24 protein-coding genes are annotated in these 23,954 nt (G+C 67.5%); 13 read left to right on the forward strand and 11 right to left on the reverse strand.

All coding sequences use genetic code 11. The features are described 5' to 3' along the window. Positions 1–5: 5 nt before the first annotated feature. Genes NX773_RS07340 through NX773_RS07355 form a run of 4 tightly spaced genes read right to left on the reverse strand, consistent with a single transcriptional unit; the run spans position 6 to position 2,032 of the window. Positions 6–803 (reverse strand): sulfite exporter TauE/SafE family protein, encoded by a 798-nt coding sequence (locus tag NX773_RS07340; protein WP_258855654.1) that lies wholly within the window; start codon positions 801–803, stop codon positions 6–8. Further along, a complete protein-coding gene (locus NX773_RS07345) occupies positions 800–1,237 on the reverse strand; it encodes a YeeE/YedE family protein (RefSeq protein ID WP_258855655.1) in 438 nt (145 codons plus the stop codon). The genes NX773_RS07340 and NX773_RS07345 overlap by 4 nt, the downstream gene beginning before the upstream one ends. Positions 1,238–1,247: 10 nt before the next feature. Continuing rightward, on the reverse strand, positions 1,248–1,676 hold the full coding sequence (locus NX773_RS07350) for a YeeE/YedE family protein (RefSeq protein WP_258855656.1): 429 nt from the start codon (positions 1,674–1,676) through the stop codon (positions 1,248–1,250). After that, positions 1,673–2,032 (reverse strand): ArsR/SmtB family transcription factor, encoded by a 360-nt coding sequence (locus NX773_RS07355; protein WP_370662223.1) that lies wholly within the window; start codon positions 2,030–2,032, stop codon positions 1,673–1,675. Before NX773_RS07355 ends, NX773_RS07350 begins: the two co-directional genes overlap by 4 nt. A gap of 213 nt (positions 2,033–2,245) precedes the next feature. Between NX773_RS07355 and NX773_RS23510 the strand changes: the two genes are divergently transcribed. Further along, positions 2,246–3,826 (forward strand): methyl-accepting chemotaxis protein, encoded by a 1,581-nt coding sequence (locus tag NX773_RS23510; RefSeq protein WP_307728445.1) that lies wholly within the window; start codon positions 2,246–2,248, stop codon positions 3,824–3,826. A gap of 64 nt (positions 3,827–3,890) precedes the next feature. On the opposite strand, the gene NX773_RS07365 is transcribed toward NX773_RS23510, so the two are convergent. The 3 genes from NX773_RS07365 to hmgA form a co-directional block, all read right to left on the reverse strand. Continuing rightward, positions 3,891–4,343, reverse strand: a complete 453-nt coding sequence (locus NX773_RS07365; RefSeq protein ID WP_258855657.1) for a DsrE family protein — start codon at positions 4,341–4,343, stop codon at positions 3,891–3,893. A gap of 31 nt (positions 4,344–4,374) precedes the next feature. Continuing rightward, a complete protein-coding gene (locus tag NX773_RS07370; RefSeq protein ID WP_258855658.1) occupies positions 4,375–5,706 on the reverse strand; it encodes a hemolysin family protein in 1,332 nt (443 codons plus the stop codon). 101 nt (positions 5,707–5,807) lie between these two features. Next, positions 5,808–7,109 (reverse strand): homogentisate 1,2-dioxygenase, encoded by a 1,302-nt coding sequence (gene hmgA, locus NX773_RS07375; RefSeq protein WP_258855659.1) that lies wholly within the window; start codon positions 7,107–7,109, stop codon positions 5,808–5,810. 160 nt (positions 7,110–7,269) lie between these two features. Here hmgA and NX773_RS07380 point away from each other — a divergent pair, with 160 nt between their 5' ends. The 4 genes from NX773_RS07380 to NX773_RS07395 all read left to right on the forward strand — a co-directional run bounded on the left by NX773_RS07380 (position 7,270) and on the right by NX773_RS07395 (position 10,547). Beyond that, positions 7,270–8,175, forward strand: a complete 906-nt coding sequence (locus NX773_RS07380) for a LysR family transcriptional regulator (RefSeq protein WP_258855660.1) — start codon at positions 7,270–7,272, stop codon at positions 8,173–8,175. A 190-nt stretch (positions 8,176–8,365) separates the two neighbouring features. Continuing rightward, positions 8,366–8,722, forward strand: coding sequence for a CidA/LrgA family protein (locus NX773_RS07385; protein ID WP_258855865.1), 357 nt, complete (start codon positions 8,366–8,368; stop codon positions 8,720–8,722). Next, the gene (locus tag NX773_RS07390) at positions 8,715–9,443 is read left to right on the forward strand and encodes an LrgB family protein (protein ID WP_258855661.1); all 729 of its coding nucleotides are present in this window, start codon (positions 8,715–8,717) and stop codon (positions 9,441–9,443) included. Before NX773_RS07385 ends, NX773_RS07390 begins: the two co-directional genes overlap by 8 nt. 75 nt (positions 9,444–9,518) lie before the next feature. Beyond that, positions 9,519–10,547: an alpha/beta hydrolase gene (locus NX773_RS07395; RefSeq protein ID WP_258855662.1), complete on the forward strand. Its 1,029-nt coding sequence runs from the start codon at positions 9,519–9,521 to the stop codon at positions 10,545–10,547. 10 nt (positions 10,548–10,557) lie between these two features. Here NX773_RS07395 and NX773_RS07400 read toward each other — a convergent pair whose 3' ends face one another. Then, positions 10,558–11,136 carry a hemerythrin domain-containing protein gene (locus tag NX773_RS07400; RefSeq protein ID WP_258855663.1) on the reverse strand — a complete coding sequence of 193 codons (579 nt, stop codon included), beginning with the start codon at positions 11,134–11,136 and terminating at the stop codon, positions 10,558–10,560. A gap of 181 nt (positions 11,137–11,317) precedes the next feature. Here NX773_RS07400 and NX773_RS07405 point away from each other — a divergent pair, with 181 nt between their 5' ends. Next, the gene (locus NX773_RS07405) at positions 11,318–13,879 is read left to right on the forward strand and encodes a PAS domain S-box protein (protein ID WP_258855664.1); all 2,562 of its coding nucleotides are present in this window, start codon (positions 11,318–11,320) and stop codon (positions 13,877–13,879) included. Here the strand turns inward: NX773_RS07405 and NX773_RS07410 are convergent. From NX773_RS07410 to NX773_RS07420, 3 genes are all read right to left on the reverse strand, one after another. Then, positions 13,859–14,854, reverse strand: coding sequence for a CapA family protein (locus tag NX773_RS07410; RefSeq protein ID WP_258855665.1), 996 nt, complete (start codon positions 14,852–14,854; stop codon positions 13,859–13,861). The two genes, NX773_RS07405 and NX773_RS07410, sit on opposite strands and share 21 nt — an antisense overlap. 3 nt (positions 14,855–14,857) lie before the next feature. Then, a complete protein-coding gene (locus NX773_RS07415; protein WP_258855666.1) occupies positions 14,858–15,502 on the reverse strand; it encodes a dienelactone hydrolase family protein in 645 nt (214 codons plus the stop codon). Positions 15,503–15,691: 189 nt separating this feature from the next. Further along, positions 15,692–17,035: an MFS transporter gene (locus NX773_RS07420; protein ID WP_258855667.1), complete on the reverse strand. Its 1,344-nt coding sequence runs from the start codon at positions 17,033–17,035 to the stop codon at positions 15,692–15,694. A 155-nt stretch (positions 17,036–17,190) separates the two neighbouring features. On the opposite strand from NX773_RS07420, the gene cyoA reads away from it, so the two are divergent. Genes cyoA through NX773_RS07455 form a run of 7 tightly spaced genes read left to right on the forward strand, consistent with a single transcriptional unit; the run spans position 17,191 to position 23,920 of the window. Further along, positions 17,191–18,198 carry a ubiquinol oxidase subunit II gene (gene cyoA / locus NX773_RS07425; protein ID WP_258855668.1) on the forward strand — a complete coding sequence of 336 codons (1,008 nt, stop codon included), beginning with the start codon at positions 17,191–17,193 and terminating at the stop codon, positions 18,196–18,198. 2 nt (positions 18,199–18,200) lie between these two features. Beyond that, positions 18,201–20,201, forward strand: a complete 2,001-nt coding sequence (cyoB, locus tag NX773_RS07430; protein WP_258855669.1) for a cytochrome o ubiquinol oxidase subunit I — start codon at positions 18,201–18,203, stop codon at positions 20,199–20,201. Beyond that, positions 20,194–20,826, forward strand: coding sequence for a cytochrome o ubiquinol oxidase subunit III (gene cyoC, locus NX773_RS07435; protein ID WP_258820204.1), 633 nt, complete (start codon positions 20,194–20,196; stop codon positions 20,824–20,826). Before cyoB ends, cyoC begins: the two co-directional genes overlap by 8 nt. Then, positions 20,823–21,209, forward strand: coding sequence for a cytochrome o ubiquinol oxidase subunit IV (gene cyoD / locus NX773_RS07440; protein ID WP_258855670.1), 387 nt, complete (start codon positions 20,823–20,825; stop codon positions 21,207–21,209). Before cyoC ends, cyoD begins: the two co-directional genes overlap by 4 nt. Continuing rightward, complete coding sequence (locus NX773_RS07445; protein ID WP_370662224.1) at positions 21,206–21,988, forward strand: SURF1 family protein; 783 nt, start codon at positions 21,206–21,208, stop codon at positions 21,986–21,988. Before cyoD ends, NX773_RS07445 begins: the two co-directional genes overlap by 4 nt. Positions 21,989–22,044: 56 nt before the next feature. Next, positions 22,045–23,394, forward strand: coding sequence for an ATP-binding protein (locus NX773_RS07450; RefSeq protein ID WP_370662231.1), 1,350 nt, complete (start codon positions 22,045–22,047; stop codon positions 23,392–23,394). After that, positions 23,384–23,920, forward strand: coding sequence for a response regulator transcription factor (locus tag NX773_RS07455; RefSeq protein WP_258855673.1), 537 nt, complete (start codon positions 23,384–23,386; stop codon positions 23,918–23,920). Before NX773_RS07450 ends, NX773_RS07455 begins: the two co-directional genes overlap by 11 nt. The last annotated feature ends 34 nt before the right edge of the window (positions 23,921–23,954 follow it).

The following is a 23,954-nucleotide window of genomic DNA, read 5'->3' on the forward strand; positions in this document are numbered from 1 at the left end:
TGCTTTCACCATACGGCCTTGGCGATCATCCCCAGCGCCACGGCGCCCGAGATCGCGCCAAAACCCGCCTGCAGGTGCGGCCCGGCCAGCCGCGCAGCCACGGCGCGCCCGCCCAGCATGCCGGCCAGTGCGCCGCCGGAAAAAGGCAGGGCGACCGCCCAGTCCAGCTGACCGGCGATGGCGCTTGCGACGACCCCGGTGGCCGACACCAGCGCGATCACGGCCAGCGAGGTTGCCACCGTCGACTGCATGTCCAGGTCGGTGTAGCGCTGCAGCGCCGGCACCATCACAAAGCCGCCGCCCACGCCAAGCAGGCCCGAAAGAAGGCCCGCCGCCACGCCGGACAGGGCAAGCGCGCGTGCGCACGGCGCCGTCCAGATGAAGCGGCCGGTGGCGGCATTGCGCACGCACGGACGCGCGGCGTGCGCGTGTTCGGCCGGCTGCTGTCCGCGGCCCAGGCCCTTGGCCAGCGCGCGGTAGCCCACGTACAGCAGCACGAGTGCGAACAGCACGCTCAGCCAGCGGTTGTCGATGCGATGCGCGAGCAGCAGGCCCAGCGGCGAAGCCAGCATGCCTGTCCCGGCAACCAGACCGGCCGCACGGTAGCGGACGATGCCGCCGCGCAGCCCAAGCAGCGCGCCCAGCGCCGCCGCCATGCCCACCGCCAGCAAGCCGATCGGGGCCGCCTGCACCAGCGCGATGTGCGCCACGAACACCAGCAGCGGAACGGCCAGGATGCCGCCGCCCGCGCCGGTGAGCGCAAGGATGATGCCGACGACCAGGCCGAGGGCGAGGGCGATCATGACCGGGTCGCTGCGCGGCCGGCGCGCGGCAGGCGTTCGAGCACTTCGAACAGCGCCATGCCGGCGACCATCGCGATCACGAAGATCGCCGGTTTCGCGCCCAGCGTGAGCGAAGCGAGCGCCGGGCCCGGGCAGTAGCCGGCCAGGCCCCAGCCGGCCCCGAAGGCCAGGCTGCCGAGCACCAGCCGGCGGTCGATGTCGCGGGCGGTGGGCAGGCGCATGGGGGCGCCCAGCACCGAACGTTCGCGCTTGCCGGCAAAACGGAAGGCGACCGTGCCGACCGCGATGGCGCCGACCATGACGAAGGCCAGCGACGGGTCCCAGCTGCCGCCAAGGTCGAGGAAGCCCTGCACCTTGCCGGGGTCGGTCATGCCGCCGACGATGAGGCCAATGCCAAAGACAAGGCCGATGATGAATGCGCTCAGGATCTGCATGGCTGGTTCCTTAAAAAACGTGACGAATGACGAACACGGTGACAAAGCCCGCCAGCATGAAGGCGGCGGTGGCCACCAGCGAGCGCGGCGACAGGCGCGACAGGCCGCACACGCCGTGGCCGCTGGTGCAGCCGGAGCCGTAGCGCGTGCCCAAGCCGACCAGCAGGCCGGCGGCGATCAGCGTGCCGGTGCCGGCATCGACGCGTGACTCAGGCAATGCGTGGAACAGCGCGTAAGTGGCCGGGGCGAGCACCAGCCCGAGCAGGAAGGCGACGCGCCAGGCCGAGTCGCCGGCGGGGCGCGTGAGCAGCCCGCCCAGGATGCCGCTGATGCCCGCGATGCGGCCGTTGAGCAGCACGAACAGGGCCGCCGCCAGGCCGATCAGCAGGCCGCCGGCGAGCGAGGCCAGCGGGGTAAAGTGGGTCCAGTCGATATTCATTTTTTGGCTCCTTGGTTGGCGCCGCAATACAGGTCATAGAGGACCTGCATCACGGCCTGCGCCTCGCGGCTGGTGATGCTGTAATAGATCTGCTTGCCCTCGCGGCGGGTTTGCACGAGCGCTTCGTCGCGCAGCACGCCCAGTTGCTGCGACAGGGTGGGCTGCTGGATGCCGAGGGCTTGTTCGAGGTCGCTCACGCACTGCTCGCCTTGCGTGAGCTGGCACAGCAGGAGGAGCCGGTCGGGATTGGACAGGACCTTGAGCAGGCCGCGCGCCTGTTCAGCCGCGGCGCGCATGGCGTCGATGTCGAGGGTGTCTTTATTCACGGGAATCTCGGACGGAGCGGAATGGTTCATGGCAATCAGTATATCGCACGATAATCTATTGTGCAATAGAGTGTGTCAGTACGCCGCCTTTCGTCCGCTGTTGCAGGTTGGCAACTATACAAGCCAGCCTCTTGTCCATACTAGTTTCCTGCAGGTAATATCTGCGCTCTTTTTGCCAAGAGCTCCACGTGAGGGTGCGGGAGGCACTGTGCCGCCCGGCGTTTCGCTAATGAAAGGTGGTCAATGAAGTTACGTAGCAAGATCGCGCTGGGCATGGGCCTGGTGTTCGCCGTATTCTCGATTGCACTCGGCGTGGCCATCTGGGGCATGCGCAACGCGACCGCCCAGTTCGAGCGCTTCATCGACAAGGACCAGGTGGTGCTGACGGCGAGCAACGGGCTGTATGCGCAGGGCCTGCAGATGGGCCAGGCGCTGCGCAACATCGTCATGGCGCCGGATAACCGCAAGGCGTACCAGAACCTGGAAGACTCGCGCAAGAGCTTCCGCCAGACGCTGGACGATGCCGGGCCGTTGGCGGCGGAGGACCCTGAGATGGCGCGCACCCTGGCCAAGCTGGGCGAGATGCACCAGCGCCAGCGCGCCTTGCAGGACCAGTTGGTAGCCATGGCCAGGGACGACCAGGCCGGCGCGATCCAGAAGCTCAACGCCGAAGAAACGCCGCTGTGGCGCCAGATGCGCGCCGACTTGCTCGATCTCATCAAGAGCAAGAGCGCAGCGGTGGGCGAGCGCAAGGCCGCGCTGGCGGCGCAGACCAACCGCCTGCTGACATGGAGCCTGGCGCTGGCCGCCTGCGCGCTGGTGGCCGGCGGCGCGATCGCGTTCTGGCTGGCGCGCGACATCATGCGCCGCCTGGGCGGGGAGCCCGATTACGCGGCCTCCATTGCCGCGTCCATTGCGGCCGGCGACCTGACGGTGCAGATCGACATCGACAGCGAGGACAACCGCGCCAGCGTCATGTATGCGATGCGCACCATGCAGCAGGGCCTCGCCCAACTGGTGAGCAAGGTGCGCCAAGGGACGGATGCGATCACGACGGCATCGGGCGAAATTGCGGCCGGCAACCTGGACCTGTCGGCGCGCACCGAGCAGCAGGCCAGCGCGCTGCAGGAGACCGCCGCGTCGATGGAGCAGCTCACCGTCACGGTGCGCCACAACGCCGACCATGTGCGCGAGGCCAACGACATGGCCGCGTCGGCATCGGCGGTCGCGCTCAAGGGAGGCGACGCGGTGGCCGAAGTGGTCCAGACCATGGGGTCGATCAACGCCTCGGCCAAGCGCATCGTGGACATCATCGGCGTGATCGATGGGATCGCGTTCCAGACCAATATCCTGGCATTGAACGCGGCGGTGGAAGCGGCGCGCGCGGGCGAGCAGGGGCGCGGCTTTGCCGTGGTGGCGTCGGAAGTGCGGGCGCTGGCGCAGCGCAGCGCGGCGGCGGCCAAGGAGATCAAGGAGCTGATCGGCGAGTCGGTGCACCAGGTGGAGAACGGCAGCAAGCTGGTGCACACTGCCGGCAGCACGATGGAAGACGTGGTGGAGAGCGTCAAGCGGTTCTCGGCCATCATGCACGAGATCGCGCAGTCCGGGCAGGAACAGAGCTCGGGCATCGCCCAGGTGAGCCATGCGATCACGCAGATGGATTCGGTGACCCAGCAAAACGCGGCGCTGGTCGAGGAGGCGGCCGCGGCGGCGCAGGCCATGCAGGAGCAGGCGGAAGCGCTGCTGTCGCTGGTGGGGACGTTCCGCGTGGCGCAGGATGAGCGGGCGCCGGCCTTGGCGGGACGGGCGCTGCTGACTGCGTAAGGCGTTCCATCTGCCGCACGCTTTGGCTGGACGCGTGGGCAGGAAACCTGCCCACCCTGCGGGTTCAGGAGCGCAGGTAGGCGTAGCCTTCGTGCTGGCGGCGGATCAGTTCACCGACGCCCGAGGGCACGTAGCCGGCTTCGGGCAGCATGTCCTTCGGCTCCAGGTGCAGCGCCCGCATGGTGTTCTGGCAGGCGACGAGCTTGATGCCGGCGGCTGCGGCTTCGGTGATGCGCGCGCCCACTTCCGATCCGGCCTTGAGCATGCCGATGCCGGGGCCGAACACCACGATCTCGATCACCGTGTCCTTGCCCAGGTCGGCCGCGGCGTTCCTGGCGTTGTTGAGCGTGAGGTTCCACTTGTGCGGGTCGGCGTCGCTCACCTGGATCACGACCTTGTACGGGCCGCCGGCCCGGGCCGGTTCGGCGGCGACGGCACCGGCGCACAGCGCTGCGGCGGCCGCCGCGGCGATGGATTGGGTGACGAGCGAGCGGCGCTCCTGCGAAGGCTTGGTCATCGTTGTTCTCCGATTGTCGAGTCGCGACAGTCTAGCGTGTTTGCCCGTCCTCGGGGGCGTTTGCGGACCCGGTACGCCTGACCAGCAAGCGGTCGATCCGGTTGCCGTCCATGTCCACCACCTCGAAAGAGAAATCGTCCCAGCCGAAGTGCTCGCCCGGCCGCGGGATGGTGCCGAGCTGGTAGAGCACGAAGCCGGCCAGGGTATGGTAGCGGGCTTCGTCCTCGTCGGGAAAGCGCGCATCGGTGGCGAACAGGTCGCGAAAGCGTTCCAGCGACATGCCGCCGTCGAGCAGCCAGCTGCCGTCCTCGCGCTGCACCGCGTCCGGCTCGGGCTGGTCGGCCCGGGCCGGCACCTCGCCCACCAGCGCGCCCATCATGTCCGCCAGCGTGACCATGCCCTGGATGTCGCCGTACTCGTCCACGATCAGCGCAAGCTCGGCGCGGTTCTGCTTGAACAGCTCGAAGGCGTCCATCACGCTCACCGATTCGGGAACGTACAACAGTGGCCGGACAGCGGCGCCAATGTCGATCGCGTCGAGCGCGCATGCGCGAATCGCCTGCGAGAACAGGTCGCGCGCGTGCACCACACCCAGGATCTGCGAGCGGTCGCCGCGGTACACCGGATAGCGGCTGTAGGGCGAGGCGGCGATGCGCGCCAGGTTGGTGGCGGTGCTGTCGCCAAGGTCGAGCAGGTGCAGGTCCACGCGCGGCGTCATCAAGGCTTTCAGGTTGCGGTCGTCCAGCCGCAAGGCGCGCGACACGATGTCGTACTCCATTTTTTCCAGCACGCCGGCCTGGCTGCCTTCGCGGATCATGCCCGAGATCTCTTCTTCGGTCGGCGTCTCGTCGCGCGGGCGGTGGATGCCCAGCAGGTGCGAGAGAAAATCGGTGGCGGCGGTCAGCACCCTGACCAGCGGCGCCATCAGTGCCGACAGCGCGCGCAGTGGCGGCGCGGCCAGCGTGGCCAGCTGCTCCGGGTACTGGATCGCGATGCGTTTGGGGACCAGTTCGCCGAACAGGATCGAGGCAAAGGTGATGGCCACCACCACGGTCACCAGCGCCGCCTCGTGCGCGTACGGGTCGGCCAGGCCAAGGGCGGAAAAGCGCGGCCCCAGGCGCGCGGCCAGCGAGGCCTCGCCGAAGGCGCCGTTGAAGATGCTGATGAGGGTGATGCCGATCTGGATGGTGGACAGGTAGCGGCTCGGGTTGTCCGCCAGTTCGAGCGCGGCGCGGGCGCCGACGCTGCCATCACCGGACAGCTTTTCCAGGCGCAGGCGGCGGGCCGAGACCAGGGCCAGCTCGGCCATTGCGAACGCGCCGTTCAGCAGGATCAGGCCGAGGATGATCAGGACGTCGCTCATGGCCCCGCGAAGTGCCGGGCTTGCCGGGCCGGCGGCCGCTGCGCCGGGATGGCGCGCAGCACATCATCGCACGTGCGGCGTGCCGCCCGGCACACAACTGGCTACGGTTCCAGCCGGAAATTCTTGCGGATGCCGGCCCAGCAGTCGGCGTAGTCGCGCTGCAGCTGCGGCGAGGTGAGGGCGTACTCGGTCGGCTGGATCACGTGGCGCGTTTCGAACATGAAGGCCATCGTGTCGGCCACCTTGTGCGGGCGCGTGGTGTCGGCCGCGCTGGCCTTGTCGAAGGTGGCCGCGTCCGGGCCGTGGCCGCTCATGCAGTTGTGCAGGCTGGCGCCGCCGGGCACGAAGCCCTCGGCCTTGGCGTCGTATTCGCCGTGGATCAGGCCCATGAACTCGCTGGCCACGTTGCGGTGGAACCAGGGCGGGCGGAAGGTGTCTTCGCCCGCCAGCCAGCGCGGCGGGAAGATCACGAAGTCGATCGTGTCCACGCCCGGGGTGTCGGAAGGCGCCTGCAGCACCAGGAAAATCGACGGGTCCGGGTGGTCGTAGCTGATCGAGCCGATGGTGTTGAAGTGGCGCAGGTCGTACTTGTACGGCGCGTAGTTGCCGTGCCAGGCCACCACGTCGAGTGGCGAGTGGCCGATCGGGGCGCGCCAGAGGTTGCCGCAGAACTTGGCCACCAGCTCGAACTCGCCCTCGCGGTCCTCGTAGCGCGCCACTGGCGTGAGGAAGTCGCGCGGGTTGGCCAGGCCGTTGCTGCCGATGACGCCCAGGTCGGGCAGACGCAGCAGGGCGCCGAAATTCTCGCAGATGTAGCCGCGCGCCTGACCGTCCGGCAGCGCCACCTGGAAGCGCACGCCGCGCGGGATCACTGCGATCTCGTGCGGCTCGACCTGAACCAGGCCAAGTTCCGTGGCAATCGACAGCCGGCCCAGTTGCGGCACGATCAGCATTTCGCCGTCGGCGGAGTAAAAGAAGCGGTCCGTCATCGATTTGTTGGCGGCGTACAGGTGGATCGCGCAGCCGGACTGGCTTTCCGGAGAGCCGTTGCCGGCCATGGTCACCAGGCCTTCGACGAAGTCGGTGGGCGCGTCCGGCATCGGCAGCGGCGACCAGCGCATCTGGCTCGGCGGCACGGGCACCTGGCCGAAATGGCTGACCATGCGGCCGTTGGGCATGCGGCTGAACTGGCCGTGCAGCGCGCCGGGGCGAATGCGGTACATCCACGTGCGGCGGTTGTGTGCGCGCGGGGCGGTGAAGGCGGTGCCGGACATCTGCTCGGCATACAGGCCGTAGGCCACGCGCTGCGGCGAGTTGCGGTGCTGCGGCAGGGCGCCGGGCAGGGCTTCGGTGGCAAATTCGTTGCCAAAGCCGGACTGGTAGCCGTCCTGGGGCTGGGGCATGGCGGTCTCCTCCAATGATTGGGTCGTTTTCGGACACTCTACGGCAAACCTGTGTGATTTACGAGATGAATGGCAAAATGTAGACTATTGATCGGATAAATATCGTTGAACGCTACCGGACGCAGCGCATGTCCGCCCACGCGTTCATTCAAAACGCCGGATGATCGAGCCAACCAATATCGACTTGAACCTGCTTGCCGTCTTCCAGGAGGTGTACCGCGAGCGTCAGATCTCGGCCGCCGCGAAGCGCCTTGGACTGACCCAGTCGGCGGTGAGCAATGCGCTGGCGCGCCTGCGCCGCGTTTTCAACGACGAGCTGTTCGTGCGCACGGCGCAGGGCATGCAGCCCACGCCGTTCGCGCAGCAGGTCGCCGGCCCCGTCGGCGCGGCCATGGCCCAGGTGGCGCTGGCACTGAACCAGCGCAGCCAGTTCGACCCGGCCACCAGCGAGCGCCGCTTCGTGCTGGCGATGACGGACGTCGGCGAGGTGCACTTCATGCCCGCGCTGATCGAGCGCTGCCGGGCTCTGGCGCCGCGCGTGCAGCTCAGCTCCGTGCGCGCGGGCAGCATCGCGCTCAAGGAGGAGCTCGAGACCGGCCGGGTGGACCTGGCGGTCGGGCCGTTCGACGGCATCTCGGAGGCGCTGTTCCAGCGGCTGCTGTTTCGCCAGCCGTACGTGAGCATGTTCCGCAAGGGCCATCCGCTCGGGCGCGGCAAGGTCACGCTGGCGCGCTTCGTCGCGGCCGAGCACCTGCTGGTGGACGCGACGGACGCGCCTTACGAGCGCATCAACCAGTTGCTGGAACAGGCGGGCGTGGGCGGCAATTCGCGCTTTCGCGTGCCGCATTTCACCGCCGTGCCGTACATCGTGAGTACGGGCGAACTGGTGGTCACGGTACCGCTCAAGCTGGCCGAGCGGGCGGCGGCGCCGTTCGGGCTTACGTGGATCACGCCGCCGCTGGCGTTACCGCCGCTGCAGACCAATCTGTTCTGGCATCGGCGCTTCCACCAGGATCCGGGCAACCAGTGGCTGCGGGCATTGGTGGTGGAGGTGTTTGGGGAGTGAGGCGAAGGCGTCGCCGCACTAAGCTATACAATAACCACCTGCCCCAAGACCGTCATTCCGGCGCAAGCCGGAATCCATAGGCAGCGTGCGCATTTGCTCAGCATTGGTTCCGGCCTGCGCCGGAACGACGGCTTTCAGTTTAGCGGTGATCCCCGATACCGCGATCCAGATTGATACCGGAAGGACCAACATGCTTGCGGCTTTCGCCATCCTCCTCATTTTCCAGTGTCTAGGGGAGGGCGTCGCCTTCCTCATCGGCGTGCCGATTCCAGGCCCGGTGATCGGCATGCTGCTGCTGTTTGCGGCGCTGCTGGCGTGGCCGCGCCTGCAGGAGCTGCTGGAACCGACCGCCTCGGAGCTGCTGCGCCACCTGTCCCTGCTGTTCGTGCCGGCGGGGGTTGGCATCGTCGTGGCGGCGGCGAGCGGGCGCGGACAATGGGTCGCCATTGGGGCCGCGCTCGTGGGCAGCACGCTGCTGACGCTGGGCGTGACCGCGTTCGTGATGCAGGCCCTCTCCCGTGTGGGCAAGGAGCAGGGCGATGTTTAGCGAAATCACGTCGTTCTGGGTGTACCTGTCGGCCTCGCCGCTGCTTGGCCTGACGCTCACGCTGTGTGCCTACGTTGTCGCCCACGCCATTTTCGTGCGGGCCCGGTTTTCGCCGCTGGCCAACCCGGTCGCCATCGCGGTGGCCCTGATCGCGCTGGTGCTGGCCGGGTCCGGCATGTCCTACCAGCGCTATTTCGCGGGCGCCCAGTTCGTGCACTTCCTGCTGGGACCGGCCACGGTGGCGCTGGCGGTGCCGCTGGCGCGGCTGTTTCCGCGCATGCGTCGCTCGCTGCTCCCGATTTCGTGCGCGCTGCTGTCCGGGTGCGTTACCGCCATCGTGTCGTCGGTGGTGATCGCCCGCCTGCTGGGGGCGACGCCGCAGCTGGCGCGCACCCTTGGTCCCAAGTCGGCCACCACGCCGATTGCCATGGCGGTGGCCGAGCGCCTTGGCGGCCTGCCGGCGCTGACGGCGGCGGTCGTGATCGTCACCGGCGTGTTCGGCGCGATCACGGGGCGTTTTCTTTTCAACGCGCTGCGCATTCACTCGATGCAGGCGCGCGGCTTTGCGCTTGGCGTGGCCGCGCACGGGATCGGGACGGCGCGCGCGTTCCAGGTCAATGCCGAGGCTGGCGCCTTTGCCGGCCTGGGCATGGGCCTGAACGGCGCGCTGACCGCACTGCTGGCGCCGTGGCTGGTGCCGCTGGTGCTGAGCTGGATGTAGGCGCGCGGAACGGGACGCAGCCCGGCCGCGCGGCCGCGCTATCATCGGCTCGACAGCCATCACAGGGAGGCTGCGATGCCGACTCATCTTTGGCGGCCTGGCGCCGTGCTCGCGCTGGCGGTGGCGGGCCTGGCACAGGCGCAACCGTTCCAGCCGCAAGTTGCCGCGTCCGTTGTCGAGCAGGACCGGTACCCGCAAGGCCAGCCGGCTTTCCCGCGCGGCGTGACCGGGCTGCCCGGGCTGGTTTATGCCACCGATCCGGGCTACGCCCCGCTCCGGCTCGACTTGTACCTGCCGCCCGGCGCCGCGTCCAGCGCGCCGCGGCCGCTGGTGGTGTTCGTGCACGATGGCGGCTGGCACGGCGGATCGCGCCGCACCAACGGGGCGTTTGCCGACTGGCCGCTGGCGCTCGCGGCACTCGCCGCGCGCGGCTACGTGGTGGCGTCGATCGACTACCGACTGGCGCCGCAGGCGAACTTCCCGGCGCCGGTGCAGGACGTGAAGGATGCGCTGCGCTGGCTGCGCAGCAAGGCGGGAGCCTACGGCATCGACCGCGCCAAGGTGCTGGTGTGGGGCGCCGGGGCGGGTGCGCACCTGGCGGCACTGGCGGCGGTCTCATGCGGCGCCGCGGGCCTCGACCGGCCCGCCAGCGGGGGGCGCCCGAACCCGGCCATCGGCGCCGCGGCGACGCCGCCGCCACCGTCTGACGAATCGGCCTGCGTGCGGGCGGCGGTCGCCTGGTACGGCGCTTACGACCTGCTGGCGCTCAGGTCCATGCCGCAGGCGAACAGCTTCCTTGGCTGCGGCGCGGCCAATTGCGACCCGCAGCGGCGCCTGGCCAGCCCGGTGAACTACGTGGACGCAAGCGTACCGCCGTTCCTGATCGTGCACGGGATGGAGGACACGTTCTTCGCGGTGTCGCAGGCGTCCACGCTGGACCGCGTGATCCGCGCGCGCGGCGGCAGCGCCGAGCTGATCTTGCTGCCCGGGGTTGGCCATGCCTTCATCGGCAGCAGCGCGGACGCGACGCGCGCAGCGTCCCAGCGCGCGTGGGAACGCACGGTGGACTTCATCGCCCGCATGCTGCCCCCGGCCAGGCCGTGAGGGCAAGCGCTCAGGCGTGCTTTTGCCCGAATTTCTTGACCGCGAACAGCGTGCCGGCCACGCCCAGCGCGATGGCGGCCGTGCTGCCGGCAAAGCCGAGCACGGTGTTGGCGGCGATCTTGCCGGCCTTGGGCGTGACCAGCTCAAGGCGCCGGCGTGTCATCTGCGCGCCCAGCTCGGACAGGCGCTCCTGGCCAAGGAATTCCTCGGCCTGCGGCAGCAGCACGGTTTCCTCGTCGGCCACGTGGTGGATCACCAGGCGCATCAGCTCGAACATCAGCCGGTCGTGGTCGGGATCGTCCGCCTCGGTGTTGCACAGCAAGGCAATTACGTTGCGCATCTGGTCGTGCTCGGACGGGCTCTTGGCGAGCACGTGCTCGTCGGTGGTGATGCCGCGCATGACCGGGTAGAAGAGCTCCTCTTCCAGCCGGGCGTGGATGTCCACCGCGTCGCAGATGGTCTCGGCGAGCGCCTTCTTGATCCTTGCCGGCTTGTCCCGGGTGTACTGGTGGAAGGTCACCATCACGTGCGAGTGATCGAAGCGGATCATGTCGGTGATGGTCGGGCTAAGCTTGTTCAGAGAAAACATTTCGCAACTCCGTCGAGCGTTGAAGCCACCATGCTAGCTCCCGGCGCGCGCGTCGTCAGTAGGACAGCAGGCTATCGTGCTGTCGGCATTTTGCCGGGAAAGTTCAAAAAATCGGCTGAACCGACGCGCTGGCCGCTTGTCTTATGAGTTATTTCCTGAAACGCAATCGGTAACGCAGCGCATGGCTGAACAAACGGCGACCACATCCGTCGCCAGCCTCGAGAACGTGCTGATCACCGGCGAACTGTCGGCGCGGCCCGCGCGCGCTCCCGATTACCGGGCCGAGAGCCAGGCGCTGGCCGCGCTTGGCAGCGAGATGGCGGCGCGCCCGCACGGGGTGCTGCAAAAGCTGGCCGAGATCGTTCTGGAGCTGTGCCACGCCGACTCGGCTGGCGTCAGCATCCTCGAGCCGGACGGCGCAGCGGGACAGTTTCGCTGGCGCGCGGTGGCCGGCACGTTTTCGCCCAACCTGGGCGGCACCATCCCGCGCGACACCAGCCCGTGCGGTGCGGTCATCGAGCGTAACGGGGTCATGTTGTTCCGCGATCCCGAGCTCGTGTTCCCGCGCCTGCGCGAAGTGCAGCCGCGCATGCACGAGACCTTGCTCGCGCCGTGGGCGGCCGACAACCAGGTGGTCGGCACGGTGTGGGCGATCGCGCACTCGCCGGACCGGCACTTCGACCGGGAAGATGCGCGTTTGCTGCAGAGCGTTGCCAGCTTCGCCTCGGCGGCGCACCAACTGGTCACCGCGCGCGACCAGGCCGACACCGCGCGCGACGTGGTGCAACGGCAGGTGGCTGAGCGCACGCGCGAACTGGGGCGCAGCAACGCGCTGCTGCGCCAGCAAGGCGAACAGATCAGCCAGGCCGGGCGCGACGCGCGCGAGCAGCACGCGCTGCTGGCGGCGGCCATGGGCATCGATACGGTCGGGGTGCTGTTTTTCCGGCTCGACGGCAAGGTACTGGCGGCCAACCGGGGCTTTCAACGGATGAGCGGCTACAGCGAGCAGGAACTGGTGCAGTCGGTGAACTGGGCCACGCTCACGCCCGCCGAGTTCTGCGCAGTCACGCGCGCCGCCGCTGCCGAGCTGGAGGAGACGGGCCGCACCGCGCCCTACGTCAAGCAAATGGTGCGCAAGGACGGCACGCGCTGGTGGGGGCTGTTTGCGCCGACCCGGCTGTCGGGCAGCGGCAAGCAGTCGAAATGCGTCGAATTCATCCTCGACATCACCAAACAGAAGGACACCGAAACGGCGCTGCGCGCAAGCGAGGAGCGGTTCCGCGCGCTGGCCGACGGGTCGCCGGCGCTGATCTACCAGTTCGACGCCAATGGCGCTGCGGTTTTCCTGAACCAGCGCTTTGCCAGCGTCACCGGGTGCGACACCGAAGCGATGCTCGGCACCGGCTGGCAGGCGTTGCTGCACCCGGACGACGTGGCGCCGATCACCCAGGCCGTGGGCAAGGCGATCCGCGAGCACGTACAGTGCCAGCAGCGCATGCGCTTTCGCAGCGCCGGCGGCGACTGGCGCTGGTTCGAGTCGCACTCGGTGCCCTGGTACGGCGGTAGCGGCGATTACCGGGGACTGGTTGGCATCGCCATCGACATCACCGACGCGGTGCAGGCCGAGCAGGCGCTGCGCGCCGCCGACCGGCGCAAGGACGAGTTCCTGGCCACGCTCGCGCACGAGCTGCGCAATCCGCTCGCCCCGATCAGCAACGCCGTGCACCTGCTCGGCCGTCCCGACGGGCGGCGCCGCGCCGACCGGCTCATTGGGATGGTCGAGCGCCAGATCAAGCACATCGTGCGCCTGGTGGACGATTTGATGGAGGTGTCGCGCATCACGCGCGGCAAGCTGGAGCTGCAGTTGGCGCCGGTGACGCTGGACGAGGTAGTGCGCGGCGCGCTCGAGATCAGCCAGCCGGCGATCGACCAGGGAAGGCACCGGCTGGCGGTGTCGCTGCCGCCAGAGCCGGTCACGCTCATGGCGGACAAGGTGCGGCTGGTGCAGGTGTTCGCCAACCTGCTCAACAACGCGGCGCGCTACACCGACCCGGGCGGCGCGATCGCGCTGGCCGCGTGCCGCGCCGGCGCCGAGGTGGTGGTGGCGGTGCGCGATACCGGCATCGGGATTGCGCCGGACCAGCTGCCGCGCGTGTTCGAGCTGTTCACCCAGGTGCAGCGTGAAGGTTCGCGCGGCATCGGCGGGCTCGGCATCGGGCTGACCATGGCGCGCAGCCTGGTCGAGATGCACGGCGGCAGAGTGGCGGTGGCAAGCGACGGGCCGGGGCGCGGCAGCGAGTTCACCGTGCGCTTGCCAATCGCCGCGAAACCAGAGGCAGTCGCCACGGGCGAGGACGCCGGCAAGGAGCACGCGCCACTGGCCGGGCTGCGCGTGCTGGTCGTGGACGACAATCGCGACGCTGCCGACTCGCTGGCGATGCTGCTCGAGGAAGAGGGCGCGACCGTTGACGTGACCTACGACGGGCCGGCCGCGCTCGCGCGCGCGCAGGCTTTCGCGCCGCGCGCCGTGCTGCTGGACCTGGGCATGCCGGGAATGGATGGCTATGAGGTGGCGCGCCGCATGCAGCAGGACCCGGCGCTGGGCGAGCCGCTGCTCATCGCGCTCACCGGATGGGGCCAGGACGCCGACCGCCGCGCCACCAGCGCCAGCGGGTTCGACCACCACCTGACCAAGCCGGTGGACCTGGCCAGGCTGACGATGTTATTGCGGGAGCGAGGTTAGCAGCTCGCCTTCGATCCCGGTGTGTGTGCCCAGGTCGCGGCACAGGGCACGCATGCGCTCGAGGATCCAGTCGCGCGCTGCCGCGTGGGCCGGCGCGGTGCGGCAGTCTTCAATGAACAGCGGCCGCATCGCCAGCTTGAGCACCCGCCGGGCGTCGAGGTCCAGCTCGAACAGCAACTGGTGGTCGTTGCGAAAGCCCGGATCCACGTAATAGTCGTCCACCAGATCGCCCGCCGCGTAGATGATCGGGCAGCCGGCGCGCCACTCCACGCCCTGGAACACGTGGGCGCTGTGGCCGAACACGATCTTCCAGCCCATGTCGATGGCGGCGTGGGCCAGCCGCCGGAAGCGCGGCGACGGCCGCCACACCATGTTCGGACCCCAGTGCAGCGACAGCACCGGCCAGTCGGTGCCGGCCTCCACCAGCGTGGTGAGCGCGGCGCGCAGGTCATCCGCGGCGCGCGCCGGGTTCTCCAGGTCGATCCAGGCGATGCCGGGGCGGTCGTGGGCGGCGGCGAAATCGCTCTGGTGGTCGCAGAACGCCGCCATGCCGAAACGGATGCCGTCGCGTTCGAGCAGGGCGGGGCGCAGCGCGCCAGCGAGGTTTTCGCCGGCGCCGGCATGCGCGATGCCGTGCGCGTCCAGCGCCTGCAGGGTGTCGCGCAGCCCTTGCACCCCAAAGTCGAGGGCGTGGTTGTTGGCCAGGCTGACGAGGTCGATGCCGGCATCGGCCAGCGACAGCACGGCCGCGGGCGGGGCGCCGAAGTAGAAGGCCTTGGGTTCACCGGGCCAGGGCGTGGTGCACGCGGTGAGCGCGCATTCGAGGTTGACGATGGCAAGGTCGGCGCCGGCCAGCGTGGCCGCCAGTGGGCCGAGCGGGTAGCCGTGGCCGAAGCGGGCGATCGCCTTGCCCACCAGCCGGCCGAGCATGGCGTCGCCGCCGAACACGACCCGCAGTGGCCGCGCGGCGTCCATCGGTCACCCGGCCGGGCAGTGGCTGCGGAACCAGTCCGTGGCCAGGCGCGCCACCTCTTCCAGCGTGCCGCGTTCCTCGAACAGATGGGTGGCTCCAGGCACGATGACAAGCTCCTTTTCGCAGGTCATTGCGGCCAGCGCGCGGCGGTTCAGGTCGATGACGATGGCGTCGTCGCCGCCCACGATCAGCAGCGTGGGCGAGCGCACCTTGCGCAAGGCATCGGCGCCGGCCAGGTCGGGCCGTCCGCCGCGCGAGACCACGCACGCCACCGCATCCGGCCGGGCCGCGGCCAGGCGCAGGGCCGCCGCCGCGCCGGTACTGGCGCCGAACAGGCCGATCAGCAGGTGCCCGACCTGCTGGTTGGCCGCGAGCCAGCTCGCGGCGTCATCCAGGCGGCCGGTGAGCAGGGCAATGTCGAAGCGGTTCTCGGCTGCCTGGTCTTCCTGCGGCGTGAGCAGGTCGAGCAGCAGGGTGGCGATGCCGGCCTTGCGCAGCTCGCCGGCGACGTAGTTGTTGCGCGGGCTCAGGCGGCTGCTGCCCGAGCCGTGCGCAAACAGGACGATGCCGGCGGCGTTGTCGGGCACTTCGAGCATGCCCTCCATGACGGCCGCGCCGGTGGGGATGGTGACAAAGGTTTGCTGCGCCATATTTGGCCTCCGTGCCGATTGGACCGGAGCGGGGGCGCGAAAATTCGGCTCGGCGGTTTTGGTACTGCCGGCGCGCGGGGCCGCGTGCGCGTGTCGAACGCGTGGGCAGGATCTGCCCACCCTACAGGTTGGTGTCGCGGGTAGGGTGGGCAGGTTTCCTGCCCACGCGTTCAGCCAGAAAAAGCGCGCTCAGTCGCGAATCTCCAGCGCCCGGTTCAGGCTCAGCGCCGCCAGCGAGCCGACCGCGCCGGACAGCAGGTACAGGCTGACGTAGCCCAGACCGAAGTTGGCCGACAGCCCCAGCGCGACCAGCGGCGCGAACGCGGCGCCCACCAGCCATGCCAGGTCCGAGGTGAGCGCGGCGCCGGTGTAGCGGTACTTGCGCTGGAACTGGGCCGTCACCGCGCCTGCCGCCTGGCCGTACGACAGCCCGAGCAGTCCGAAGCCCACCAGGATGAAGATGTTCTGGCCGCTTTCGCCGCCGTCGATCAGCGTCGGCACAAAGGCCGAGAACAGCGCGATCAGCGCCGCCAGCGTGCCGAGCGTGGTGCGGCGCCCCAGCTTGTCGGCAATCAGGCCCGACACCAGGATGCCCACCGCCGCCACGCCCGCACCCCACATTTGCAGTTGCAGGAACTCGGCGGTCGGGCGCGTATCGTAGAGCTGGATCCACGACAGCGGGAACACCGTGACCAGGTGGAACAGGGCATAGCTGGCGAGCGCCGCCATGGCGCCGATGGCAACATTGCTGCCTTGCTCACGGGTCAGTTCCAGCACCGGGGCCGGGTCGAGCTCGTGCGCGTCCAGCAGGCGCGAGTACTCGGTCGTCGAGACCAGCCGCAGCCGCGCGAACAGCGCCACCACGTTGATGGCGAACGCCACATAGAACGGGTAGCGCCAGCCCCAGACCAGGAAGTCCTCGGAAGACAGGTTGGTCAGCAGGTAGGAAAAAAGACCGGCTGCGATCACAAATCCCACCGGTGCGCCAAGCTGCCCCAGCATGGCGTACCATCCGCGCTTGTTTTCCGGCGCATTGAGCGCGAGCAGCGACGGCAGGCCGTCCCACGAGCCGCCCTGGGCCACGCCCTGGCCGATGCGCAGCAGCGCGAGCAGCACGATGGCGGCGGTCCCCAGGCTGGCGTAAGTTGGCAGGAATGCAATTCCAGCGGTCGCGGTGCCCATCAGGAACAGGGCGATGGTCAGCTTGATCTCGCGGCTGAACTTTTGTTGGATTGCCATGAAGATCACGGTGCCGATCGGCCGCGCGATGAAGGCCAGCGCAAAGATGGTGAACGCGTACAGCGTGCCGTCGAGCCGGTCGGCAAACGGGAAAAACACCGCCGGGAACACGAGCGCCGAGGCGATGGCGTAGACGAAGAAGTCGAAGTATTCCGAGGCCCGCCCGATCACCACGCCGATGGCGATTTCGCCGGGGTGGATTTCGGCGTCGCGCGCATTGATGTTGCGGGCGCCGCTGCAGGGATGGGTAATGGGAGCGGCACCTGCACCGCCGTATTGCGTCGTGCTTTGCATATCTTCGTCTCCATATTTACTTGTTTTACAGCCCGAGGTTTCACCCCGAAAGTGATGCTGTGTGACAAAGGGTGAGACAAAACGTCCAATGTGCAGCCCGGGCCGTTGGCAGTACAGTAGCATGTTCTCATTCCCATGTAACGTCCTATACAAGCATGATTCCATTGACCGTCCGTCGCGGACTGGTTCTGACCCCGTTGTTGCTCGCTCTCGCGGGCTGCAACACCGTGGTGCTGAACCCTTCCGGTGACATTGCTAAACAGCAGGCAGACCTGATCACCGTGTCGGTGCTGCTGATGCTGTTGATTATCGTCCCCGTGATGTTCCTGATTGTCCTTTTCGCTTGGCGTTATCGAAAAGGCAATACCAGTGCGAAGTACGAGCCCGACTGGGACCACTCGACCAAGCTGGAACTGGTCATCTGGGGTGCCCCGCTGTTGATCATCATCGCGCTGGGCCTGATCACCTGGATCAGCACCCACAAGCTCGACCCTTACCGTCCGCTCGAACGGCTCGACGCCCACCGGCCGATCGCCGCATCGACCAAGCCGCTGACGGTGCAGGTGGTGGCGATGGACTGGAAGTGGCTGTTCATCTATCCGGAGCAAGGCATCGCGACGGTCAATGAACTGGTGCTGCCGGTGGACCAGCCGGTGCGCTTCAAGATCACTTCGACGACGGTCATGAACGCGTTCTACGTGCCGGAACTGGCCGGCATGGTGTACGCAATGCCGGGCATGCAAACCGAGCTGAACGCGGTGCAGAACAAGCCGGTGGTCTCGCGCGGCCTGTCGGCCAACTACAGCGGCGCCGGCTTCTCGGACATGATCTTTGCCTACCGTGGCGTTCCGCAGGCCGATTTTGACCAGTGGATCGCGCAGAAGAAGGCCGGCTCGGGCAACCTGAACCGCGCCGACTACCTGCAGCTGGCCAAGCCGAGCGTGAAGGAAGCGGTGCGCTCGTACGCGCAAGTGGAAGAGGGCCTGTACAACGCCGTGCTGAACCAGTGCGTTGCAGCCGGCACCGTCTGCCTGAACCGCCAGATGGCCGACGACGCGCGCCGCCAGCAAGAAGCCGCCACCAAAGAGTCGCACAAGGAAGCCGGGGAGAAGGTAGCCCAGGCCGAGATCTGCACGACACCTGACAAAACCTCTGTGAAGTAACCATGCAAGACTTTGACTTGACCAAGCTGATTTTCGGTCGGCTGAGCTGGGAAGCGATTCCCTACCACGAGCCGATCCTGCTGGGCACCTTTATCATGGTTGCCCTGGGTGGCCTTGCCGTGCTCGGCGCGCTCACCAAATTCAAACTGTGGGGTCCGCTGTGGCGCGACTGGATCACCTCGATCGACCACAAAAAGATCGGCATCATGTACATGGTGCTGGGCCTCGTGATGTTCCTGCGCGGCTTTGCCGACGCGCTGATGATGCGCGCGCAGCAGGCATTCTCGTTCGGCGACGCCCACGGCTTCCTGCCGCCGCACCACTACGACCAGGTCTTCACCGCCCACGGCGTGATCATGATCTTCTTCGTGGCGATGCCGCTGGTGACGGGCCTGATGAACTACGTGGTGCCGCTGCAGATCGGCGCGCGCGACGTGGCGTTCCCGTTCCTGAACAACTTCTCGTTCTGGATGACCACGTTCGGTGCGATCCTGGTGATGGCCTCGCTGTTCGTGGGCGAATTCGCGCGCACCGGCTGGCTGGCCTATCCGCCGCTGTCGGGCATACTGGCCTCGCCTGATGTCGGGGTGGACTATTACATCTGGTCACTGCAGATTGCCGGTGTCGGCACGCTATTGTCCGGCGTGAACCTGATCGTCACCATCGTCAAGATGCGTGCCCCCGGCATGGACCTGATGAAAATGCCGGTGTTCACCTGGACCGCCCTGTGCACCAACATCCTGATCGTCATCACCTTCCCGGTGCTGACCGCCGCGCTGGCCATGCTCGGCGTGGACCGCCTGTTCAACGCCCACTATTTCACCAATGAGCTGGGCGGCAACGCGATGATGTACGTGAACCTGATCTGGATCTGGGGCCACCCCGAGGTGTACATCCTGATCCTGCCGGCGTTCGGCATCTTCTCGGAAGTCGTGTCGACCTTCTGCTCCAAGCGCCTGTTCGGCTACACCTCGATGGTGTACGCGACCTGCGTGATCATGATCCTGTCGTACCTGGTGTGGCTGCACCACTTCTTCACCATGGGTTCGGGCGCATCGGTCAACTCGTTCTTCGGCATTTCGACGATGATCATCTCGATCCCGACCGGCGCGAAGATCTTCAACTGGCTGTTCACGATGTACAAGGGCCGCATCCGCTACGAATTGCCGATGATGTGGACCATTGCGTTCATGATCACCTTCATCATCGGCGGCCTGACCGGCGTGATGCTGGCGGTGCCCCCGGCCGACTTCGTGCTGCACAACTCGCTGTTCCTGATCGCGCACTTCCACAACGTGATCATCGGCGGCGTGCTGTTCGGCCTGTTCGCCGGCGTGAACTACTGGTGGCCGAAGATGTTCGGCTACAAGCTGGACCGTACCTGGGGCGTGCGCTCGTTCTGGCTGTGGTCGATCGGCTTCTGGGTCGCCTTTACCCCGCCGTACATCCTGGGCTTCATGGGCTATACCCGCCGCATGTCGCACTTCGACAACATGGACGACCAGTGGCTGTTCCGCATCTCGCTGTTCGGCACCCTGATGATCGCCGCCGGCATCGGCTGCCTGGTCATGCAGATCCTGGTCTCGGTGTACAAGCGCAAGGAACTGCGCGACGTGACCGGCGACCCGTGGGATGGCCGTACGCTGGAGTGGTCGACCTCGTCGCCGCCGCCGGACTACAACTTCGCGTTCACCCCGGTGGTGCACGACAACGACACCTGGGCCGACATGAAGAAGAACGGCTACAAGCGTCCGCTCTCGGATTTCGTGGCGATCCACATGCCCAAGAACACCTGGGCCGGCTTCGGCATCGCAGCGATTTCGGCGGTGTTGGGCTTCGGCGTGATCTGGCACATGTGGCTGCTGGTTGGCCTGTCGTTCCTCGCGATGATGGCCGCCATCATCAAGCACACCTTCGATTACAAACGCGATTACTACATCCAGGCGGACCAGGTGGTTCGCACGGAAAACGCACGTACCGCACTGCTGGAAAGCCATGTCTGAAATTAACGCAACTGCTGGCGGCGTAGCCGCCGACAACAGCTCGCGCTACTTCGTGCGCGAGCATCATCCGGAGAACGGCACGCTGCTGGGCTTCTGGATCTACCTGATGAGCGACTGCCTCATCTTCGCCTGCCTGTTCGTGGGTTACGCCGTGCTGGGCCGCAACTATGCGGGCGGCCCGACCGGCGCCGAGCTGTTCGAGCTGCCGATCGTGGCGCTGAACACCGCGTTCCTGCTGGTGTCGTCGATCACCTATGGGTTCGCGATGCTGTCGGCACAGAAGAAGAACGTGAAGGCCACCCAGCTGTGGCTGGTCGTCACCGGCATCTTCGGCGCCTGCTTCCTGGGCCTGGAGCTGACCGAGTTCGCCACCCTGATCCACGAAGGCGCCGGCCCGTGGCGCTCGGGCTTCCTGACCTCGTTCTTCTCGCTGGTGGGCACCCACGGCCTGCACGTGACCTTCGGCATCGTGTGGCTGGTGACGCTGCTGTTCCAGCTTGGCAAGCACGGGATCACCCCGGAAAACTATCGCCGCCTGGCCTGCCTGTCGATGTTCTGGCACTTCCTGGACGTCGTCTGGATCGGCGTGTTCACCTATGTCTACCTGATGGGAGTATTGCCATGAGCGATCATCACCACGCACACGGCCACCACGGCCATGACGATCACCTCGAAGCCCACGGCAGCCTGAAGGACTACACGATCGGCTTCATCCTGTCGGTGATCCTGACCGCCATCCCGTTCTGGCTGGTGATGGGCCATGTGGTGCCGCCTGGCACCACCAAGGTCGTGATCCTCGGCTTCGCCGCCGTGCAGGTGGTCGTGCACATGATCTACTTCCTGCATATGAACTCGAAGTCCGAGGGCGGCTGGAACATGATGGCGCTGATCCTGACCGCGATCCTGCTGGTCATCGTGCTGTCCGGTTCGCTGTGGGTCATGTACCACATGAACGCCAACATGATGCCGACCATGGACGCCGGCCAGGCAATGCACAACATGCCATGATGGCCAACGGTCAGCCAGCGGCGCGCCCCATGCGCGGCTTTCTCCTGCGCGCTGCCGCGCTGCTGCTGATCGTCCTGTTTGCGGGGCTGGGAACCTGGCAGGTGCAACGCCTGCAATGGAAACTGGCCCTCATCGAGCGCGTAGAGTCACGCGTGCACTCGGCCCCTGGCGCGCCACCCCCTCCGGCGCGCTGGGGCCAACTTTCCGCTGCTTCCGACGAGTACCGGCGCGTTCGCCTTGCCGGCCGCTATCTTTACGAATTCACCACCGCCGTGCAGGCTGTGTCCGACCTGGGCAGCGGCTACTGGCTGTTGACGCCGCTGTGCACCAGCGAAGGCTACATCGTGCTGGTCAATCGCGGCTTTGTGCCGGTCGAGCAGGGCGGACCGGCGCACTATCCGGCCCGCAGCGCGGACGCTGCGCACCAGTGCGCGCGCTCGCCCGGCACGCCCGGGGCCGACATCGTCGGGCTGGTGCGGATCACCGAACCCAGGGGCGGCTTCCTGCGCGAGAACGACCCGGCACGCAACCGCTGGTACTCGCGGGACGTCCAGGCCATCGCAAAAGCGCGGGGGCTGTACAATGTCGCACCATACTTCGTCGACGCGGCCAAAGACCAGGACCCGGCAGGCGCGCCGGACCGTCCGGTTGGCGGCCTGACCGTGATCTCCTTCCATAACAGTCACCTGGTTTACGCCTTCACCTGGTATGCGCTGGCCCTGATGGTTGCCGGCGCGTGGTGGTGGGCGGCGCGCGGCGGCGCAAGTCGGGAACATTGACCCGTCAGGCGGACTTCCATCCGCGCACCCGACGGGCGATTGCCAGGTTAAGGATGATGCGGAAAGAGACACCCGTTTTAGAAAAGCCCATCGCGGCCGCAGAGCCGTCGGCACTTGCCGCCAACGTCGAATACGCGGCAGGCCACACCAACATGCTGCAGCTGATCGAGCTGCGCTGGATCGCCGTGGTCGGCCAGGTGACGACCATTGCCGGCGCCATCCTCGTCTTTCACGTCAGGCTGCCGCTGGTGCAGATGCTGCAGGTGCTGGCCTGCCTGATCGCGTTCAACATCGCCAGCCATCTGCGCTGGCACGAGCGGCGCCCGGTCACCAACCGCGAGTTGTTCCTCGCGCTGCTGGTGGACGTGGGCATGTTCACGCTGCAGCTGTACCTGTCGGGCGGCACCACCAATCCTTTCGCGTTCCTGTACCTGCTGCAGGTGATCATCTCGGCCGTGCTGCTGGAGGCGTGGTCCACCTGGACCATCGTCGGCATCACGCTCGCGTGCCTGGCGGGCCTGGCCGTGTTTGCGCGGCCCCTGGCGCTGCCGTTCGATCACGCGCGCGGCATCGGCAGCCTGTACGTGCAGGGCCTGCTGGTCTGCTTTGCGCTCAATGCCGCGCTCCTGGTGATCTTCGTCTCGCGCATCAGCAATACGTTGCGCACCAAGGCGGCCCAGCTGGCGGACCTGCGCCAGCGCGCGGCCGAGGAAGACCACATCGTGCGCATGGGCCTGCTGGCATCGGGCGCCGCCCACGAGCTGGGTACGCCGCTGGCCACGCTGTCGGTTATCCTGGGCGACTGGAAGCGCATGCCCGAGTTTAAAAAGAATCCGGAGCTGCTCGAAGAGATCGGCGAGATGCAGACCCAGCTCAAGCGCTGCAAGAGCATCGTCAGCAGCGTGCTGCTGGCGGCCGGCGAGACGCGCGGCGAGTCGGCGGCGCGCACCACGATCCGCACCTTCCTCGACCAGCTGGTGGACGACTGGAAGGGCAGCCGGCCGGTGCATGGCTTCACCTACGACAATCGCATCGCGGACGATGTGCGCGTGGTGTTCGACTCGGCGCTCAAGCAGATGATCGACAATGTGCTGGACAACGCGCTGGAGGCCTCGCCCGCGTGGGTGGGGCTCGACGCTGGCGTGGAACAGGGCATGCTCAAGCTCGCGGTCAGCGACGCCGGGCCGGGCTTTGCGCCGGCGATGCTGGCCCACTTCGGCAAGCCCTACCAGTCGAGCAAGGGCCGGCCCGGCGGCGGGCTGGGGCTGTTCCTGGTGGTGAACGTGGCGCGCACGCTGGGCGGCACGGTATCGGCATCGAACCGGCCGGAAGGCGGCGCCGAGGTCAGGCTGACCCTGCCGCTGTCGGCCATCGCCCTGGAACAGGAGCGCGTCGATGTCCGCTGAACGCCTGCTTCTCATCATCGAAGACGACGAGGCGTTCGCCCGCACGCTGGCGCGCTCGTTCGAGCGCCGCGAGTACAAGGTGATCGTCGCCTCCGGTCACGACGAGGCGGCCGAGCTGCTGGCCACGCATTCGCCGGGCTACGCGGTGGTCGACCTCAAGCTCAAGGGGAACACGTCCGGGCTGGCGTGCGTGCAGATGCTGCACCAGCACGACCCCGACATGCTGATCGTCGTGCTGACCGGCTTTGCCAGCATCGGCACCGCCGTGGAGGCGATCAAGCTGGGCGCGGTGCAGTACCTGGCCAAGCCGTCCAACACCGACGACATCGAGGCCGCCTTCGGCCACGTCGCCGGCAGCGCCGAGGTCGAGGTGACCAACCGCTCCACCTCGATCAAGACGCTGGAGTGGGAGCGCATTCACGCGGTGCTGGCCGAGACCGACTTCAACATCTCCGAGACCGCGCGGCGCCTGGGCATGCACCGGCGTACGCTGGCGCGCAAGCTGGAAAAGCAGCGGGTCAAGTAGCCCGGCCGGCGGGGCGCAGCGGTGGTTCGGTATT

The sequence above is a fragment of the Massilia solisilvae genome (assembly GCF_024753215.1).
In the GTDB taxonomy this organism is placed as follows: Bacteria; Pseudomonadota; Gammaproteobacteria; order Burkholderiales; family Burkholderiaceae_D; genus Telluria; species Telluria solisilvae.